Source organism: Crocosphaera sp., from assembly GCF_030064895.1.
GTDB lineage: Bacteria > Cyanobacteriota > Cyanobacteriia > Cyanobacteriales > Microcystaceae > Crocosphaera.
On the sequence record NZ_JASJEB010000006.1, the window covers coordinates 45,111 to 61,569 of the forward strand.

General features: G+C 38.2%; 15 protein-coding genes. 12 read left to right on the forward strand and 3 right to left on the reverse strand.

From position 1 onward, the window contains the following. Positions 1 to 89 precede the first annotated feature (89 nt). Positions 90 to 3,086 (reverse strand): peptidase domain-containing ABC transporter, encoded by a 2,997-nt coding sequence (locus tag QNJ66_RS02610; RefSeq protein ID WP_300502757.1) that lies wholly within the window; start codon positions 3,084 to 3,086, stop codon positions 90 to 92. Positions 3,087 to 3,282: 196 nt separating this feature from the next. After that, the gene (gene psbN, locus QNJ66_RS02615; protein ID WP_300502759.1) at positions 3,283 to 3,414 is read right to left on the reverse strand and encodes a photosystem II reaction center protein PsbN; all 132 of its coding nucleotides are present in this window, start codon (positions 3,412 to 3,414) and stop codon (positions 3,283 to 3,285) included. 160 nt (positions 3,415 to 3,574) lie between these two features. Between psbN and aroB the strand changes: the two genes are divergently transcribed. The 3 genes from aroB to clpX all read left to right on the forward strand — a co-directional run bounded on the left by aroB (position 3,575) and on the right by clpX (position 6,945). After that, positions 3,575 to 4,699, forward strand: a complete 1,125-nt coding sequence (gene aroB / locus QNJ66_RS02620) for a 3-dehydroquinate synthase (RefSeq protein ID WP_300502761.1) — start codon at positions 3,575 to 3,577, stop codon at positions 4,697 to 4,699. 204 nt (positions 4,700 to 4,903) lie between these two features. Then, the gene (gene clpP, locus QNJ66_RS02625) at positions 4,904 to 5,593 is read left to right on the forward strand and encodes an ATP-dependent Clp endopeptidase proteolytic subunit ClpP (RefSeq protein ID WP_300502763.1); all 690 of its coding nucleotides are present in this window, start codon (positions 4,904 to 4,906) and stop codon (positions 5,591 to 5,593) included. A gap of 14 nt (positions 5,594 to 5,607) precedes the next feature. Beyond that, positions 5,608 to 6,945, forward strand: a complete 1,338-nt coding sequence (gene clpX, locus QNJ66_RS02630; RefSeq protein WP_300502765.1) for an ATP-dependent protease ATP-binding subunit ClpX — start codon at positions 5,608 to 5,610, stop codon at positions 6,943 to 6,945. Positions 6,946 to 7,152: 207 nt separating this feature from the next. On the opposite strand, the gene QNJ66_RS02635 is transcribed toward clpX, so the two are convergent. Then, positions 7,153 to 8,487 carry a phospholipid carrier-dependent glycosyltransferase gene (locus QNJ66_RS02635; RefSeq protein WP_300502767.1) on the reverse strand — a complete coding sequence of 445 codons (1,335 nt, stop codon included), beginning with the start codon at positions 8,485 to 8,487 and terminating at the stop codon, positions 7,153 to 7,155. A gap of 161 nt (positions 8,488 to 8,648) precedes the next feature. On the opposite strand from QNJ66_RS02635, the gene QNJ66_RS02640 reads away from it, so the two are divergent. From QNJ66_RS02640 to QNJ66_RS02680, 9 genes are all read left to right on the forward strand, one after another. Beyond that, positions 8,649 to 8,816: an EAL domain-containing protein gene (locus tag QNJ66_RS02640; RefSeq protein WP_300502769.1), complete on the forward strand. Its 168-nt coding sequence runs from the start codon at positions 8,649 to 8,651 to the stop codon at positions 8,814 to 8,816. 111 nt (positions 8,817 to 8,927) lie between these two features. Then, the gene (locus QNJ66_RS02645) at positions 8,928 to 10,379 is read left to right on the forward strand and encodes an MBOAT family O-acyltransferase (RefSeq protein WP_300502770.1); all 1,452 of its coding nucleotides are present in this window, start codon (positions 8,928 to 8,930) and stop codon (positions 10,377 to 10,379) included. Positions 10,380 to 10,387: 8 nt separating this feature from the next. Continuing rightward, on the forward strand, positions 10,388 to 11,329 hold the full coding sequence (locus QNJ66_RS02650) for a hypothetical protein (protein WP_300502772.1): 942 nt from the start codon (positions 10,388 to 10,390) through the stop codon (positions 11,327 to 11,329). A gap of 200 nt (positions 11,330 to 11,529) precedes the next feature. Next, positions 11,530 to 12,471 carry a hypothetical protein gene (locus QNJ66_RS02655; RefSeq protein ID WP_300502774.1) on the forward strand — a complete coding sequence of 314 codons (942 nt, stop codon included), beginning with the start codon at positions 11,530 to 11,532 and terminating at the stop codon, positions 12,469 to 12,471. A gap of 445 nt (positions 12,472 to 12,916) precedes the next feature. Beyond that, entirely contained in the window at positions 12,917 to 13,420 is a 504-nt protein-coding gene (locus QNJ66_RS02660) for an LptA/OstA family protein (RefSeq protein WP_300502776.1), read from the forward strand. 10 nt (positions 13,421 to 13,430) lie between these two features. Continuing rightward, the gene (gene lptB, locus QNJ66_RS02665; protein WP_300502778.1) at positions 13,431 to 14,147 is read left to right on the forward strand and encodes an LPS export ABC transporter ATP-binding protein; all 717 of its coding nucleotides are present in this window, start codon (positions 13,431 to 13,433) and stop codon (positions 14,145 to 14,147) included. Positions 14,148 to 14,183: 36 nt separating this feature from the next. Next, positions 14,184 to 15,368 (forward strand): LptF/LptG family permease, encoded by a 1,185-nt coding sequence (locus QNJ66_RS02670; protein WP_300502779.1) that lies wholly within the window; start codon positions 14,184 to 14,186, stop codon positions 15,366 to 15,368. Positions 15,369 to 15,398: 30 nt separating this feature from the next. Then, positions 15,399 to 16,190 carry a type 1 glutamine amidotransferase gene (locus QNJ66_RS02675; protein ID WP_300502781.1) on the forward strand — a complete coding sequence of 264 codons (792 nt, stop codon included), beginning with the start codon at positions 15,399 to 15,401 and terminating at the stop codon, positions 16,188 to 16,190. A gap of 16 nt (positions 16,191 to 16,206) precedes the next feature. Next, a complete protein-coding gene (locus tag QNJ66_RS02680) occupies positions 16,207 to 16,404 on the forward strand; it encodes a hypothetical protein (RefSeq protein WP_300502783.1) in 198 nt (65 codons plus the stop codon). The last annotated feature ends 55 nt before the right edge of the window (positions 16,405 to 16,459 follow it).

A 16,459-nucleotide genomic window follows, 5' to 3' on the forward strand; every position in this document is an offset into this window, starting at 1 on the left:
TTGCTAAAAGAAGATATAGCAGTTCTCACTTTGAGGCAGGAGTTAGGTGTACCTCACTGGTTGCGAGAAACGCTACAACTAAATCAAATTTATTGATTGCCTTCTTGTTGTTTATAGAGGTAGTAATAACGACCTTTGAGGGCCATTAATTCGTCGTGGGTTCCCTGTTCAACAACCGATCCCGAATCCATCATTAAAATGACATCTGCACTTCTGATAGTTCCTAAACGGTGGGTGATGAAGAAAACGGTGCGATCGCTAAAGGCTTTTAAGAGGTTGACACATACTTGCTGTTCCGTGGCATAGTCCAAGGCACTGGTGGCTTCATCAAGTACCAATACTTGTGGATTTTGCAACACAGAGCGAGCAATAGCGATCCGTTGTCGTTGTCCCCCAGATAGAGCAGATCCTCTTTCCCCTACATTTGTATTGTACCCATTTGGTAAGGTCATGATAAACTCATGGGCTGCAGCTACCGTGGCAGCTTCGATAATCTCTTCCGTGGTAGCATCGGGGTTAGTCAGGGCGATGTTATCCTGTACCGATCCCTCAAATAAAAGGGTTTCTTGGGGAACCACACCCACTTGACGACGCAAAGAATAGAGTTCCACTTTAGAGATATCATAGCCATCGATTAAAATGCGTCCTGCTTCTGGTTCGTACAGTCGTGAAATGAGTTTAGTTAGGGTACTTTTCCCGGCACCACTGCCTCCTACTACAGCCATAAAGGTTCCAGCTGGAAATTCAATATTGATGTTTTTTAATTGTAGGGGCCCGTGTTGTTTGAAGCGGAAGGAGACATTCTCGTATTTAACCGCTCCTTGAATGGCGGGCATAGGAATATTTTTGCGATCGCGTTCTGCTTCTTGAGGGGTATCCACAATATCAGCTAACCGTTCTAGGGATAGGGCCGTTTCTTGGAAGTTTTGCCACAGTTGGGTTAGTCGTAAAATGGGTGAAGTAACGTAACTGGCAATGATGCGGAAAGCGATTAATTGTCCTAAACTGAGTTCTTGTTGCAGGACTAAATAGGCCCCAACCCATAACACCAATAACCCGGACAGTTTATTGAGAAAGCCACTGGTAGAACTAGCTAAGGTAGAAGTAATTACTGTATTAAAGCCGGCTGAAACGTAACGGGCGTATTTTTCTTGCCATTGCCAACGAGAACGCAGTTCGATATTTTGCGCCTTAACGGTTTGTATCCCTGACATCACCTCCACTAAGTAGGACTGGGTTTGGGCATTTCTTTCTGCTTTAGTTCTCAGTTGCCGGCGAATGGTGGGGGAGAAAATTAGGGTCATGGCCACGAAAACGGGTACAATCCCTAATGCGACTAAGGTTAACAGGGGACTATAAAACACCATTACCGCAATATAAACCACAGAAAAGACGGCATCTAACACCACTGTGAGTGCGGTTCCTGTCAAAAATTGACGGATATTTTCTAATTCATTGACCCTTGTGGAAATTTCTCCCACTGGCCTCCTCTCAAAATACCGTAAGGGCAGCCGCAATAGGTGGTCAATAATTTCTGAACCTAAACTCATATCGATGCGGTTGGTGGTATCGACAAATAAATAGGTTCGCAGGGTGGTTAAAACCGCTTCAAAAACGGCGATAATTAAGAGGAATGTCCCCAATACTTGTAGGGTATCGGCACTATTCTGCACAATCACCTTATCAATGATTACCTGAATCATTAAAGGGTTAGCTAAGCCGAATAGTTGTACAAAAAACGAAGCGATAAATACTTCTACTAACACCCGACGGTATTTTCTAAGAGCCGGAACAAACCAACTCAAACCAAACCGTTGTTGAGGGGTATCTTTGGTGGGTTGTAATAATAATACTTCTCCACTCTCTCCCCACTGCTCAAGAAACTCACGGGGGTTGCGACGTAAGATCCCTAGTTCTGGTACGGCTACCACCACCTCTTTCTCACTAACATCGTACAAAATCGTCAAACTATCCTGCCACATAATTAAAGCAGGGGTTTTTAGTTGGGTGAAGGAAGAAGCAGGAATTTTGATTAATTGGGCATTTAGTCCCATTAATTCTGTAATAGCCCCACATAAGGGTAAAGATAAGGTTCCTGTTCGTTGCAGTTGTTGCGCTAGAATACGGCGAATGACATCCCGACGATAGGGCATACCAAAATACTGACTTAGCATTTGAAAACAGGCTGATCCCACTCCTAAAGGGGTTTTTCCCTTCATAAAAGGATAGGATTTCCGTTTTTTCTCTTTCGGCGATGGTTCGGGGGTGGGGGCAACTCCCACCACTTCCACATCTGCATAAGGAATTTCTTCTTCTTCGACTTTATCTAGAGAAATATCCGTTGATGCTTGGCCTAAGGGTGAGTGGGTAGGGCTTTTTCTTTTTTCGAGATCCAGCAAGGGTAAAATAATCACACGAGCCGGTTGCGGTCCTTTAACTACTACAGATGTTTGCCCATTATCTGAGCTTAAACGATTACCTACAGCAAAATTTTCGATGCTACCGCCCCCACTAACTAACCATAATTGTTGTTGATGTTCAGGGGGAAGATTATGGGTTCCTGGGGCTAAATAGTGAACTTGTGCATCTTCGAGAAGGTCTTCGGCCAGAGCTTTGATATCGATGTCTGCTTGTGCCTCTTGTGCTAAACGGGTTCCCAGGAGATCATAAAGTTCGCTCAAGGTACATTGATCTTGAAATTGGTCTTTGAGTCTGGGATACTCTTCTAATAGGTGCCAAAAGTCTTCTTGTTTTAGGGCGATGCCTACTGCTTCTGTAGAAGCGATTACGGTTTCACAGGGAACTCCACGTATCAGGTTAACATCTCCTACCACAGAACCCGGTGTTAACCGTTGTAGAGTGCTAGGCATTTGAGTACGGGGATCGTATCCTAATAACCGGCCCTGTCCTTCTAGGAGAATGGTCACATAAGATGACAGTTTCCCTCGCATCAAAATCACTTGACCCATACGATAACGCCAAATTTGGGAGTGGTTGGCTATTTGGGTAATGACTGTTTCGGAAAGTTGGTCAAAGGGGTCTATTTGATGAAGAAAGTCTTTGATGTCGCTGGTAGTATGAGTCATAATGCTCAATTCTAATTGGCAATTTTATATTAATGTTTCTCGTCTCTAGTTTTAACAGTATTTTGATTTATCAGCACTTCTCAAGATCAAACCCTTCGTTTTAAACTGATAGCTTACTAAAAAAGGTTGAGTTTTCCTGATAATGAACTCAACCACTTGTGTTTAACAAAAAAGCCTTATCACCCTTTGAGACCATCTAATCTTCATGATCTTCAAAGGGATCACTCAACTGAGCAGATGGGGGACCGAAAGCCATATAAACAGCATAACCCGTGATCGCAAGCAAAATTGAGCCAATCGAGACACTTAAAACAGTTGCAGGTTCCATAAGTTTTTTTTAACATAATTTACAGATCATCTTAATATTATAGTTAAAAATCGTAACATTATGGGGTGTAATTTCCTCACTGTTGTCACCAAATCCCAAAAATTGAACAATTTTCTAGTTATTCTGTTATTTTTGTAGAGGATAGTCCACAGTAAAATTTATGTCTTCTCTCATTGACGTTACTTTACCTCACACCAGCTACAAGATCGTTATTTCTCCTAACAGTTTAGAAGATATAGGAAGAAATTTAACTTCGCTAGATTTAGGTAAAAAAATTCTGGTTGTTTCTAATCCAGAAATTTTTAATTACTACGGAAAAACTGTTGTTAATTCTTTGAAAAAAGCAGGATTTAACGTTTTTCATCATCTGATACCAGCAGGAGAAACTTACAAAACCTTAGAGAGTATTTCTAATGTTTATGATGTTGCTTTAAAACATCGTTTAGAACGCTCATCAACCCTATTAGCATTAGGAGGTGGAGTAGTCGGAGATATGACAGGGTTTGCCGCCGCAACTTGGTTAAGAGGCATTAATTTTGTGCAAGTTCCTACTTCTTTATTGGCCATGGTGGACGCTTCCATTGGCGGAAAAACAGGGGTTAATCATCCTCAAGGAAAAAATTTAATAGGAGCATTTTATCAACCTCGTTTAGTGTATATTGATCCAACAGTATTAAAAACCTTACCTATGCGAGAATTTCGAGCAGGAATGGCAGAAGTAATTAAATATGGAGTTATATGGGATCAAGATTTATTTCGACAGTTAGAAACAGAAAAAAAACTAGATAGTTTAGATAATATAAATGTAGAAGTTATGGAAAAAATTATAACCAAATCTTGTCAAGCAAAAGTTGATGTGGTTAGCCAAGACGAAAAAGAAGCAGGAATTAGAGCTATATTAAACTACGGTCATACTATTGGTCATGCCCTAGAAAGTTTAACAGGTTATAGTAAAATTAATCATGGAGAAGCTGTGGCGGTCGGCATGGTAGCAGCAGGAAAAATAGCAGTCAAATTAGGGATGTGGTCAGCAGAAAACACCCAAAGACAAGACAATCTCATTAAAAAAGCTGCTTTACCATCAACCATTGATAATAGTTTAAAATCCCCAGAAATTTTAGATAGTTTGCAACTAGATAAAAAAGTTAAAGCAGGAAAAATTAGATTCATTTTACCCACAAATATTGGCCAGGTAGAAATCACTGAGAATATTGCCAGTGAAGTGATTACCACAGTATTAGAAGAAATAAAAAATCAATATCCCGTCGTTAACAACGGTGTTTAAAAATGTGCTAAAATATGGTCAAGCCACAGCAAAATAACCGAATCTGTTAAAAAAGCAACAAAATTCCTGAACAAGACATATAATTGAATCAGGTCGGTTAGTCGGTTATTGTCCTAGAACCGTTAGCGGTGCAATCAGACAAGGTTTGACCTTAACTACCGAAACAAATGTATTAGAAACATTTTTAACCCAATCTTCAAGGCTATGATGCAATCGCGATCGCTAGATTATACAATATTCAGTAAGCGTCCCTCAGAAATTTACGCAGCCCCTGAAAGCGTGGTGCCGATGGTGGTGGAACAGTCAGGCGTAGGGGAAAGAGCCTTTGATATTTATTCAAGACTACTACGGGAAAGAATTGTTTTTCTGGGAACCCCAGTGAATGATCAAGTAGCTGACTCCATTGTGGCTCAACTGTTGTTTTTGGATGCAGAAGACCCCGAGAAAGACATTCAACTCTACATCAACTCTCCAGGGGGTTCAGTCTATGCAGGATTAGCTATTTATGATACCATGCAGCAGATACGTCCTGACGTGGTAACCATCTGTTTTGGCTTAGCTGCCAGCATGGGAGCCTTTCTGTTATCAGGGGGAGCCAAAGGAAAGCGCATGGCCTTACCCAGTTCTCGGATTATGATCCATCAACCCCTTGGAGGCGCGCAAGGTCAGGCCGTAGAAATAGAAATTCAAGCTAAAGAAATTCTCTATATCAAAAAACGACTCAATGATATGCTGGCTGAGCATACAGGACAACCCTTCGACACCATTGCTGCTGATACAGAACGGGACTTCTTCATGTCGGCCCAAGAAGCAGTAGACTATGGTTTGATAGATAAAGTTATTGCTCGGTCAGATTTATCCGATCCCACAGTCCCTGTAACCTCACTCAACTAACTCAACCACTTCTTATGTCTAAATACGACTCCCACCTAAAATGTTCATTTTGTGGAAAATCCCAGGAGCAAGTCCGAAAGCTAATCGCCGGCCCGGGAGTCTACATCTGCGATGAATGCGTCGAGCTTTGTAACGAGATTCTAGACGAAGAACTAATGGGAACAGCAGGAGAGACAGCCTCAAATACTGCTGCTTCCCCTGCTCCCAAACGTCGTGCTGCCAAAGATGGAACTGCCCTCAAAGAACTACCGAAACCAATGGAGATCAAGGATTATCTTGACGAGTATGTGATAGGTCAAGATGAAGCCAAAAAAGTGCTTTCCGTGGCGGTTTATAACCATTATAAGCGTTTGAGTTTGGTTCAAGCAAACAAAGGTGACGGTGATGAGGATAACGATAACATTGAACTACAAAAATCAAATATCCTGCTCATGGGTCCAACTGGTTCAGGGAAAACCCTTCTCGCCCAAACCCTAGCCCAAGTTTTAGAAGTTCCCTTCGCCGTGGCCGATGCTACCACCTTAACAGAAGCAGGTTATGTGGGAGAAGACGTGGAAAATATACTACTGAGATTATTACAGGTAGCCGACCTCGACGTAGATGAGGCACAAAGAGGAATAATTTATATAGATGAGATCGATAAAATTGCCCGTAAAAGCGAAAACCCCTCCATTACTCGGGATGTTTCAGGAGAAGGTGTGCAACAAGCCCTGCTGAAAATGCTAGAAGGAACGGTTGCTAATGTACCTCCTCAAGGGGGGCGCAAACATCCCTATCAAGACTGTATTCAAATCGACACCAGCAACATTTTATTCATTTGTGGTGGTGCGTTTGTAGGTTTAGAAAGGGTGATTGAACAACGCATCGGTAAAAAATCTATGGGCTTTGTTCGTCCAGGGGAAGGGCAGTCCAAAGAAAAACGCACAGCAGACCTAATGCAGCGAGTAGAACCCGATGATTTGGTCAAATTTGGCATGATTCCAGAATTTGTGGGTAGAATTCCCGTAATGGCTGCTTTAAACCCCTTGACAGAAGAAACCTTAATTGCGATTTTAACCAAGCCCCGCAACGCCTTGGTGAAACAATATCAAAAACTGTTAAACATGGACAATGTAGAACTAGAGTTCTCCCCAGAAGCAGTTAAAGCTATCGCACAGGAAGCTTATCGACGGAAAACCGGTGCTAGAGCTTTACGGGGGATTGTAGAAGAATTAATGTTAGATGTAATGTACGAGTTACCCTCTCGCAAAGATGTTCAGAAGTGCATGATCACGGGGGAAATGGTAGAAAAACGCTCAACTTCAGAACTCTTGGTACATCCATCCTCTTTAGTCACCCCAGAGTCTGCTTAGAAGGAGGCAGGAGTTGAAAGGCAGGAGGCAGGTATAGATGGGCGTTTTAAGCCACATCTAACAGAATACCAAAAAATCGAGTTGCTACTCCAGGCGATGTGTAATCACTATTGGAAAGCGCACAGCGTACTAATAGACTCTTTGCTATAACTCAAAATCTTCCCTCCTGCCTCCTGCCCCCTGCCTTCTGCCTCGCCCGAAGCATTGTTAAATCCAATTAGGTAACATTCTTTTTGTAAACTCTTGTGAAGATAAAGGAAGTCCTAAATAAATAGGCAACCAATAAATAAAAGCAAAAGTAATTAATAACAAGAAGAAAATTCCTAAACGACGATTAAAAATAGAGGAACTAATTAAACATTGTTCAATGATTAGAGAAATTGCTAATAAAGAAAAACTATAAGCAGACATATAATGATATAAAAAAGTACAACGACTTACTAACATCCAGGGCAATAAATTAGCAAAATAATTAATCAGAATAAAACTCAAAAATGCAAAATAAGAATTGTATGTTTGTTTAACTAAAATAATTAATATAAACAGACTTAAAATAATAATTGCTCCCGTTGCCAACCACCAAAGAATAGGATTTCCCATAGCATGAACATCATGAATAATCGTTCCTGATGGTGTATTTTTTGTTTGATAAAAATAAGCAATTGGCCGAGCCATAATCAACCAACTATACCATTTAGAACAATAGGGATGAACATCGGAACTATTACCAATACTTTGATGAAAAGACCAGATTTTTTGGTGAATTTCCCAAAAACTATACTCAGAATTTAATAATAGATAAGGTAACCAAAGAATAGCATAAGTAAAAACAGGAACCAGGCAGAAATTACATAAGAGTAACCAAGGTTTGAGTAGTTTTATCTTGGCAAATATTTCTAAGTTTCGTAACTCAAATAAACCCTGAAAACCTGGAGAAATATAAACCATAAAAATAAGTAAATAAATACCTAATAAAAACCCTAAACCATTCCATTTAATCGTTGCTGAAGCTCCTAAAAATATACCACTTAGGGTTAAATAAAAATACTTTTCTTGATTGAGAAATAAGAGAAAAAATAAATGTCCTAATAAACCAAAAGTTACTAAATAAATATTATTCAAAGCATAGCGAGATTCAACTAAAAATAACCCCTCCATCCCTGCTAATAAACTAACAATTATAGCCAGAGAACGACGGTGAGTTAATTGATAAGCGATCGCTCCCAAAATTAAAGAAAAAAAAGAACCAGTTAAAGCATTTAACCAACGATAACTAATCGTTGAACGCCAAGATCCTGTTAAATTATTAGTGATGTCAGAAGAATACTGAAACCAAGAACCTAACCACATTCCCAGTGCAATTAAATATTCCGTTAAAGGAGGATGAGAATTAAAGAAAGGGGTTTGAGTTAAATAATGATTAGCAAATTTAGCATAATAAACTTCATCAAATACTAAAGTATTAAACTGTCCTAAATTCCAAAAACGTAATCCTAAAGATAGTAAAAAAATCACTACAAGTATTAATATAAATCTCAGCATTTTTAATAAAAGCAGTAACAAAATGGAATATTCTCCAGGAAGAATCTATAAAAATTTCTCTGATGGATCTCTCATAAGTTATCTCATAAAATTTCTCAGGGTTTCCTCATGAGATCCTTTATTTTGGAAGGGCAAGATATATTTATTAATACTAGCATAGTATGTACTGTAGAACCGATATTATTGCCGAAGGAGTAGAAACTCAATTACAATTAGAACAATTAGAAAGCTTGGGTTGTGAACAAGGACAAGGTTACTTTTTTGCCAAACCCCTACCCTCTTCAGAAGTAGAAAAATTGCTTAAAAACCCGCCAACTTGGAACTATTGAGATTCTCTCTAAAACAATCTATTAAAAACATTAAAATTGTGGTAATATAGTGATCAATTGGAAACTCAATAGAGTTGTTAATCTATAATCAATCATATATATAAACTTTTTATGCTATTCAATTCTATTGATTTTGCTATTTTCTTGCCTATAGTATTCATTTTATATTGGTTGTTAAAAGATAAGAGTTTAAGACTTCAAAATCTTTTAATTGTAGGAGCTAGTTACTTCTTTTATGGTCAGTGGGATTATCATTTTCTCGGATTGATTATTTTTAGTACCTTGACAGATTACTTGATTGGTTTAGGACTGGGAAAACCTCAATTAAAACCTATAAAGAGAAAAGCTTTACTATTGAGCAGTATTATAGTTAATTTAGGAATCTTAGGAATCTTCAAATATTATAACTTTTTCTTAGAAAATATTAGCGCAATTTTTTATTTTTTCGGACAAGAAATTCAACTAAGCTCTCTGAGTATTATTCTGCCTGTGGGCATAAGTTTTTATACATTTCAGACCTTAAGTTATTCCATAGATGTTTATAAAAGAAAGATACAACCAACCAAAAACTTGATAGCTTTTGCAGCATTTGTTAGTTTTTTTCCACAATTAGTTGCCGGACCAATTGAAAGAGCTTCCCATCTGTTACCCCAATTTAATCGACAAAGAAAGTTCAATTATTATCAAGGAGTAGATGGTTTAAGACAAATACTTTGGGGTTTATTCAAAAAGATGGTAATTGCCGATAATTGTGCTATTTACGCTAACGAAATTTTTAATAATTCCTCAAATTATTCAGGGAGTACCTTACTGTTAGGTGCTTTCTTTTTTACCTTTCAAATTTATGGTGACTTTTCAGGCTATTCTGATATAGCCATTGGTGTGGCCAAATTATTTGGATTTGATTTGATGCAAAATTTCGCCTTTCCCTATTTTTCAAGGGATATAGCCGAATTTTGGAGACGGTGGCATATTTCCTTATCTACTTGGTTTCGAGACTATCTTTATATCCCTTTAGGGGGTAGTCGTGGAGGAACTTGGATGAAAGTAAGGAATACATTTTTGATATTTTTAGTTAGTGGTTTTTGGCACGGTGCAAACTGGACGTTTATTATTTGGGGAGGGATTAATGCTGTCTATTTTTTACCCTTATTATTATTGAAAAGAAATCGTCAAAATCTTCAAGTTGTTGCTCAAGGAAGATACTTACCATCAGCAAAAGAAGCTCTCTCTATTGCAGTAACTTTTAGTTTGACTATGTTGGCTTGGATATTTTTTCGTGCTGAAAATTTAAACCATGCTTTGAGTTATATTAAGGGTATTTTTGATACATCTCTGTTTAGTATTCCCGATTTTCCCAACAGAAGAAATGCAGCTTTATTTTTAATATTAATTGTTTACTTTTTGTTGATTGAATGGTTGGGAAGAGAAAATAAATACGCAATAGAAAAATTATTTGTAAGAAGGAATCGTATTTTAAGATGGATTTATTATTATTCCATTATTTATATGATAGTATTTTTCGCTGGACAAGAACAGGAATTTATTTATTTTCAATTTTGAGGTGAATTATGCTTAAATATTTTTTATTAAAAACTTCAACTTTTTTATCTATTCCCTTAGCTTTAATACTCTTGGTTGGCATAACATTTCCTCCGACACCTAGATCATCAACATCTTTACTATTTGCTAAAATCGATAAAGATAAGCTCCTAAAAGAATCTCCGTCTCCTCGCTTAATTATGATTGGTGGTTCTAATTTAAGTTTTGGCATTAATAGTCAAAGAATTAAAGATACTCTAGAATTAAATCCAATCAATACAGGAATTCATGTTGCGATTGGTTTAAAATATATGATGGATGATGTATTAGAGCATATTAAACCAGGAGATATTGTGGTTATTGCCCCAGAATATCAACAATTTTATGGAGATGGAGCATACGGACGCAACGAACTTCTAAGAATTGTTATTGATATTGATCGAGAGAGTTTAAATGATTTGAATACAAAACAATGGCTAAAAATATTGCCATATTTTCCGAGATTTTCTCTTTCTAAACTTAAACCGAGTGAATATTTTTTTCAGCAAAGTAAAAAAATTGGAGTCTATGAAAGACGGGCTTTTAATCAATACGGAGATTTAGATATACATTGGAATAAACCTCGTAAAAAAGTTGAACCTACAGGTAAATTACCCAATGATTTTAATCATCAGCTCATTCGAGAAATGGTAGATTTTAGGGATAAAGTTACTAAAAAAGGAGGTAAAGTCTATGTTACTTTTCCAGGTTATCAAGAAGATTCATTTCAAAATGCTCAAGAGGGAATTGCTGAAATTGAAAAGAAGTTATTTGAAAAAGATTTTATATTATTAGGTTCTCCAGAAAGATATAAAATACCAAACGAGATGATCTATGACACCCCTTATCACCTCAGTAAAGAAGGAGTGGACTTAAGAACTCAAAGATTAATCGAAGATTTAAGCCAAGCTATCAACAAAAATGAACCATGATTATTATAGATATCCGAATTATGGGTGTATCATCAAGATAAATTAACCATCTATATTTGGCAAGAAAAAGAGTATCAAAAATACTCTATTAGTCTTAATTTTGGCGATTCATGGATTTACTATTATTAAATTATTTATATGATTGTATGTTTTGCTGGACAAGAACAGGAATTTATTTATTTTCAATTTTGAGGTGAATTATGCTTAAATATTTTTTATTAAAAACTTCAACTTTTTTGTCTATTCCCTTAGCTTTAATGCTTTTCATTGGGGCAACATTTCCCCCAACACCACGAGCATCAACATCTTTATTATTTGCTAAAATCGATAAAGATAAGCTCCTAAAAGAATCTCCGTCTCCTCGCTTAATTATGATCGGTGGTTCTAATTTAAGTTTTGGCATCAATAGTCAGATGATAAAAGATGCTTTAGACTTAAATCCAATTAATACGGGAATTCATGCTGATATTGGTTTAAAATATATGATGGATGATGTATTAGAGCATATTAAACCAGGAGATATTTTGGTAATGGCTCCAGAATATCAACACTTTTATGGAACTTATGCTTATGGACGTCACTCACTTCTAATAACTGTTGTAGATGTTGATCGAGATAGTTTAAATAATTTGAGTGCAAAGCAATGGTTAGACATACTACCATTTTTTCCTAAATTTTCTTTCTCTAAACTTAAACCGAGTGAATATTTTTTTCAGCAAAGTAAAAAAATTGGAGTTTATGAAAGAAGATCATTTAATCAATATGGAGATGTAGATATACATTGGAGTCACCCTGGTAAAAAAGTTAGACCTAACGATAAATTTAATGACAATATTAATGAAAATTTAATTCAAGAAATGGTTGAATTTAGAGAAAAAGTAAGCCAAAAAGGAGCAATACTTTATCTTACATTTCCAGGTTATCAAAAAGCTTCATTTGACAAGAATAAAGAAGAAATTTATAAAATTGAAAAAAAATTAAGTCAAAATAATTTTCTTTTGTTGGGTTATCCAGAAAGATATAAAATACCAAATAATATGATGTATAACACTCCTTATCACCTTAATAAAGAAGGAGTGGACTTAAGAACGCAAAGATTAATCGAAGATTTAAGCCAAGCTATCAATAAAAATGAACCATGATTATTATCTTCTAATTCATTCTTGCCATCTTCAATTGTAAAATCGTTTAAACCTCAAAAATCTCTCATAGATTGATTATAACAGTTGTTTAAAGAACCTGTCAGTGTAGTAGAACCAACCTTCCCATCTGAATAAACAATAAAAACTTTCTCGCCAATGAGCCTTGTAATTAAATAACATCTCCAATTTACGGATAAAGAATAGCTAAAATCTAATAGCTGAATAATTTTCTGCTTTAATATTGTCTTCATTTTGTTAATGATGATTAATGATTGAATATAAAAGGCATAGTGGACAAGAGAAGATTAGCAACAAAGCTCAAAAATTGTTCGTCTTCGTAACCGACAAGAAACAATAACCAGACAATTCTAACATTGCTATAGAAAAAATTGAGTACACTAAAACAAGAAAATACACTAACAGCGATCAGCGAGATAGCTAAACTATGTTTTCCATGCCCATTATCTTCAAAAAAAACACCCTAGTAACCCTCAGTTGTACCCTAACGGCGATGGCGGCCATGATCGCCCTGAAAACCATTCCCAGAAACGTACAAGCCCAAACCCTAGCCCCGAATAGTCCCCTTACCGTTCGCTCCGATATCCAAGAAGCCAACTCAGAAACCGGCGTAGTCACCGCCAGAGGTAACGTACAATTTTTCTACCCTGCCCGACAAATTCAAGGTACATCCGCACAAGCACAGTATTTCAGCCGAGAACGGCGTTTAGTTCTCACCGGAGACGTTTATGTACTGCAAGAAGGCAACAGTATGAGGGCCGAAACCATGACCTATCTCATCGACGAAGGACGCTTTATTGCTACCCCAGAATCAGCCCAACAAGTAGAATCAATTTACCTCGTCACAGAAAACCAAAACAACCCCCCTCAACCCACCCCCGTGTCACCGGCACCACCCTTAGACACCACCTTGCCCACCCCCGACTTTTAAATGCCGAGCAATGACACTAATTTTAGAAAATATCCATAAAAGCTACGGAAAAAGAGACATTGTTAACCGCGTCAATATTAATGTTGCCCCTGGAGAAATTGTTGGGTTGCTCGGACCCAATGGTGCAGGGAAAACAACCACATTTTATATAGCCACCGGTCTTATTAAACCCAATAAAGGCAAAGTTTGGTTAAATCAACAAGAAGTGACGCGCTTACCCTTAAATAAGCGCGCTCGTCTCGGTATTGGCTATATGACCCAGCAACCCAGTATTTTTCGTCATCTCAGCGTGGCCGAAAATATTCAAGTTGCCCTGGAACAAACCAACGTTCCCTTTCGCCAAAGACCCCAACGCCTTCATAGCTTACTCAAAGAATTTCGTCTGGAAAAAATTGCCAACACCAAAGGCTCTCAAGTTTCCGGGGGAGAAAGACGGAGAACAGAGTTAGCCCGTTCCTTAGCAGTAGGTAAACAGGGGCCAGACTTTTTATTATTAGATGAACCCTTTGCCGGGGTTGATCCCATCGCTGTCTCAGAAATTCAAACCATGATCGCCCAATTACGCGATCGCCAAATGGGTATTTTGATCACAGATCACAATGTTCAAGCCACCCTAGCCATTACTAACCGCGCTTATATTATGAGGGATGGTCAAATTTTAGCCGCCGGCAGTGCCGAAGAAATTTATAACAATCCTTTGGTACGACAATATTATTTAGGAGATTAGAGAAAATCGGTCAACTCTAAAAGCACACACAAAATTATGGATATTGGTCAAGCAAACCCCCTTAAAATCAAATTAAAACCCAGCATCCCTGGTTTAGCAATCATGGATCGTTACCTATTTATTGAACTGCTGTTGCCTTTTCTGTTTGGCATGGGTATCTTCACCTCTTTAGGTTTATCCATTGGTACATTATTCGACCTGGTGCGTCGCGTCACCGAGTCAGGGTTAATGTTATCAGTCGCTTTAAAGGTTTTACTGCTAAAAATGCCAGGCTTTGTTAGTTTGGCCTTTCCTATGGCCATGTTATTAGCAGCTTTGATGGCTTATAGTCGTTTATCCAGTGACAGCGAAATTATCGCCTTACGCAGTTTGGGGGTAAGCGTTTATCGTTTAATCATCCCCGTGATTCTTTTTGGTTTCGTGGTTACAGGATGCGCTTTTGTTGTCAACGATTGGATCGCACCGGCGGCCACCCATGAAGCTGCTGTTACCTTAGAACGGGCAGTCAACCAAGAACGACCGGATTTTAAAGAGCGCAATATTGTTTATCCCGAATATAAAACCATTCAAGAGGAAGACGGACAAGAAGCCACTGTTTTGAGCCGTTTATTCTACGCCGAAGAATACAACGGCGAGCAAATGCAAGGGTTGACCATTTTAGACCGCACCCAAGAAGGAGTTAACCAAATTGTTACCTCAGAGTCCGCTACCTGGAATATTTCCAGCAATACTTGGGACTTTTTCAATGGGACTATTTACTTGATTGCCCCAGATGGTTCCTATCGCAATATTGTGCGCTTTCAACATCAACAATTAGCTTTGCCCCGGGCCCCGTTAGATTTAGCCAACCGTCGTCAAAATTTCACAGAAATGACCATCGCCGAAACCAAAGAATATCTCAAAGCCATGCAATTAAGTGGCAACGAGAAACGGGTAAGAAAGGTTAAGGTTCGTCTCCAAGAAAAGTACGCTCTACCTTTCGTATGTTTAATCTTTGGTTTAGTGGGGGCTGCCATTGGTGTTAGACCCCAAAATACCAATAAGGCCACCAGTTTTGGGGTCTGTGTCGGTTTAATTTTCGGTTACTATCTACTGGCCTTTATGAGTACGTCCCTCGGTATTTGGGGCATTTTAACCCCCTTTCTGGGGGCTTGGTTACCCAATATTCTTGGATTGGTTGCCGGTAGCTTATTATTAGTTCAATCAGCAAGTTTACGATAGTCCACGTATTAATCAATTGTTAATTGCTATATGTCTGAACCCCGTTCCTTAACCATCGGTTGGCTTTACCCCAACTTAATGAGTACCTACGGCGATCGCGGTAACGTTATCTGTATACAACGCCGTTGTCAATGGCGAGAGATTCCTGTAACTATTCTTCCTTTGGATCAGCAAACAGAAGCAGATTTATTTAAAAGTGTTGATGTGATTGTTGGCGGTGGGGCCCAAGATCGTCAACAAGAAATCGTTATGCGAGACTTACAAGGGGCAAAAGCTGATATTCTCCGCAGTAAGTTAGACGGAGGGACTCCTGGGGTGTTTACCTGTGGTTCACCCCAACTTCTGGGCCATTATTATGAACCGGCTTTAGGCCAGCGTATCGAGGGGTTAGGTTTATTAGATTTAGTCACCAAACACCCCGGCCCAAATGTCTCCCGTTGTATCGGTAATGTGGTCTTTGAAATTACTGCTTCTCCCCTGGCAGAAGATTTAAAAAAAATGTTGGGTCAACCACCGATTATTATTGGCTTTGAAAATCATGGGGGACGCACTTATTTAGGGGATGTACAACCCTTGGGTAAGGTTCAGTCAGGATACGGCAATAACGGGGAAGATGGTTACGAAGGGGCTTTTTATCGTCATGCGATCGCGACTTATTCCCACGGGCCTTTATTACCAAAAAATCCTTTTGTGGCTGATTGGTTGATTAAAACAGCATTAAAGGAAAAATATCAAACAGAAATCGAGTTAATACCCCTCGATGATACTTTGTCCCAACAAGCAAGGGAAGCCATGTTAAAACGCTTAGAAACCTCAGCCTAATTAGATAATTAACTCCATGAGCAAATCTACGTCATTTAAAATTTCTTTTCTTAGCCTAGCTTTGATTAGTTTTATTGTCATTACCTTAACTACCTATATTTTAAGAGGGTTAGGAATCTTAGGATTTATACCAGGAATTGTTATTTTGCTGTTAATCGCTGTCTCAATTTTTATAGCCATTTTCTACAGTATTTCAGGGAGAAGACGTTTCTAGAAACAACCATTTTTGAAACATTTTTCTGAAAAAGCTTTTGACTCAAAGTTGAAAT

What these genes read in the sequence shown, in the direction of transcription:
- lptB (WP_300502778.1), top strand. Translation starts at nt 13,431, where the DNA reads ATGACACTAATTTTAGAAAATATCCATAAAAGCTACGGAAAAAGAGAC.
- clpX (WP_300502765.1), top strand. Translation starts at nt 5,608, where the DNA reads ATGTCTAAATACGACTCCCACCTAAAATGTTCATTTTGTGGAAAATCC.
- QNJ66_RS02675 (WP_300502781.1), top strand. Translation starts at nt 15,399, where the DNA reads ATGTCTGAACCCCGTTCCTTAACCATCGGTTGGCTTTACCCCAACTTA.
- QNJ66_RS02640 (WP_300502769.1), top strand. Translation starts at nt 8,649, where the DNA reads ATGTACTGTAGAACCGATATTATTGCCGAAGGAGTAGAAACTCAATTA.
- clpP (WP_300502763.1), top strand. Translation starts at nt 4,904, where the DNA reads ATGATGCAATCGCGATCGCTAGATTATACAATATTCAGTAAGCGTCCC.
- QNJ66_RS02610 (WP_300502757.1), bottom strand. Translation starts at nt 3,086, where the DNA reads ATGACTCATACTACCAGCGACATCAAAGACTTTCTTCATCAAATAGAC.
- QNJ66_RS02635 (WP_300502767.1), bottom strand. Translation starts at nt 8,487, where the DNA reads ATGCTGAGATTTATATTAATACTTGTAGTGATTTTTTTACTATCTTTA.
- psbN (WP_300502759.1), bottom strand. Translation starts at nt 3,414, where the DNA reads ATGGAACCTGCAACTGTTTTAAGTGTCTCGATTGGCTCAATTTTGCTT.
- aroB (WP_300502761.1), top strand. Translation starts at nt 3,575, where the DNA reads ATGTCTTCTCTCATTGACGTTACTTTACCTCACACCAGCTACAAGATC.
- QNJ66_RS02645 (WP_300502770.1), top strand. Translation starts at nt 8,928, where the DNA reads ATGCTATTCAATTCTATTGATTTTGCTATTTTCTTGCCTATAGTATTC.
- QNJ66_RS02660 (WP_300502776.1), top strand. Translation starts at nt 12,917, where the DNA reads ATGTTTTCCATGCCCATTATCTTCAAAAAAAACACCCTAGTAACCCTC.
- QNJ66_RS02655 (WP_300502774.1), top strand. Translation starts at nt 11,530, where the DNA reads ATGCTTAAATATTTTTTATTAAAAACTTCAACTTTTTTGTCTATTCCC.
- QNJ66_RS02680 (WP_300502783.1), top strand. Translation starts at nt 16,207, where the DNA reads ATGAGCAAATCTACGTCATTTAAAATTTCTTTTCTTAGCCTAGCTTTG.
- QNJ66_RS02670 (WP_300502779.1), top strand. Translation starts at nt 14,184, where the DNA reads ATGGATATTGGTCAAGCAAACCCCCTTAAAATCAAATTAAAACCCAGC.
- QNJ66_RS02650 (WP_300502772.1), top strand. Translation starts at nt 10,388, where the DNA reads ATGCTTAAATATTTTTTATTAAAAACTTCAACTTTTTTATCTATTCCC.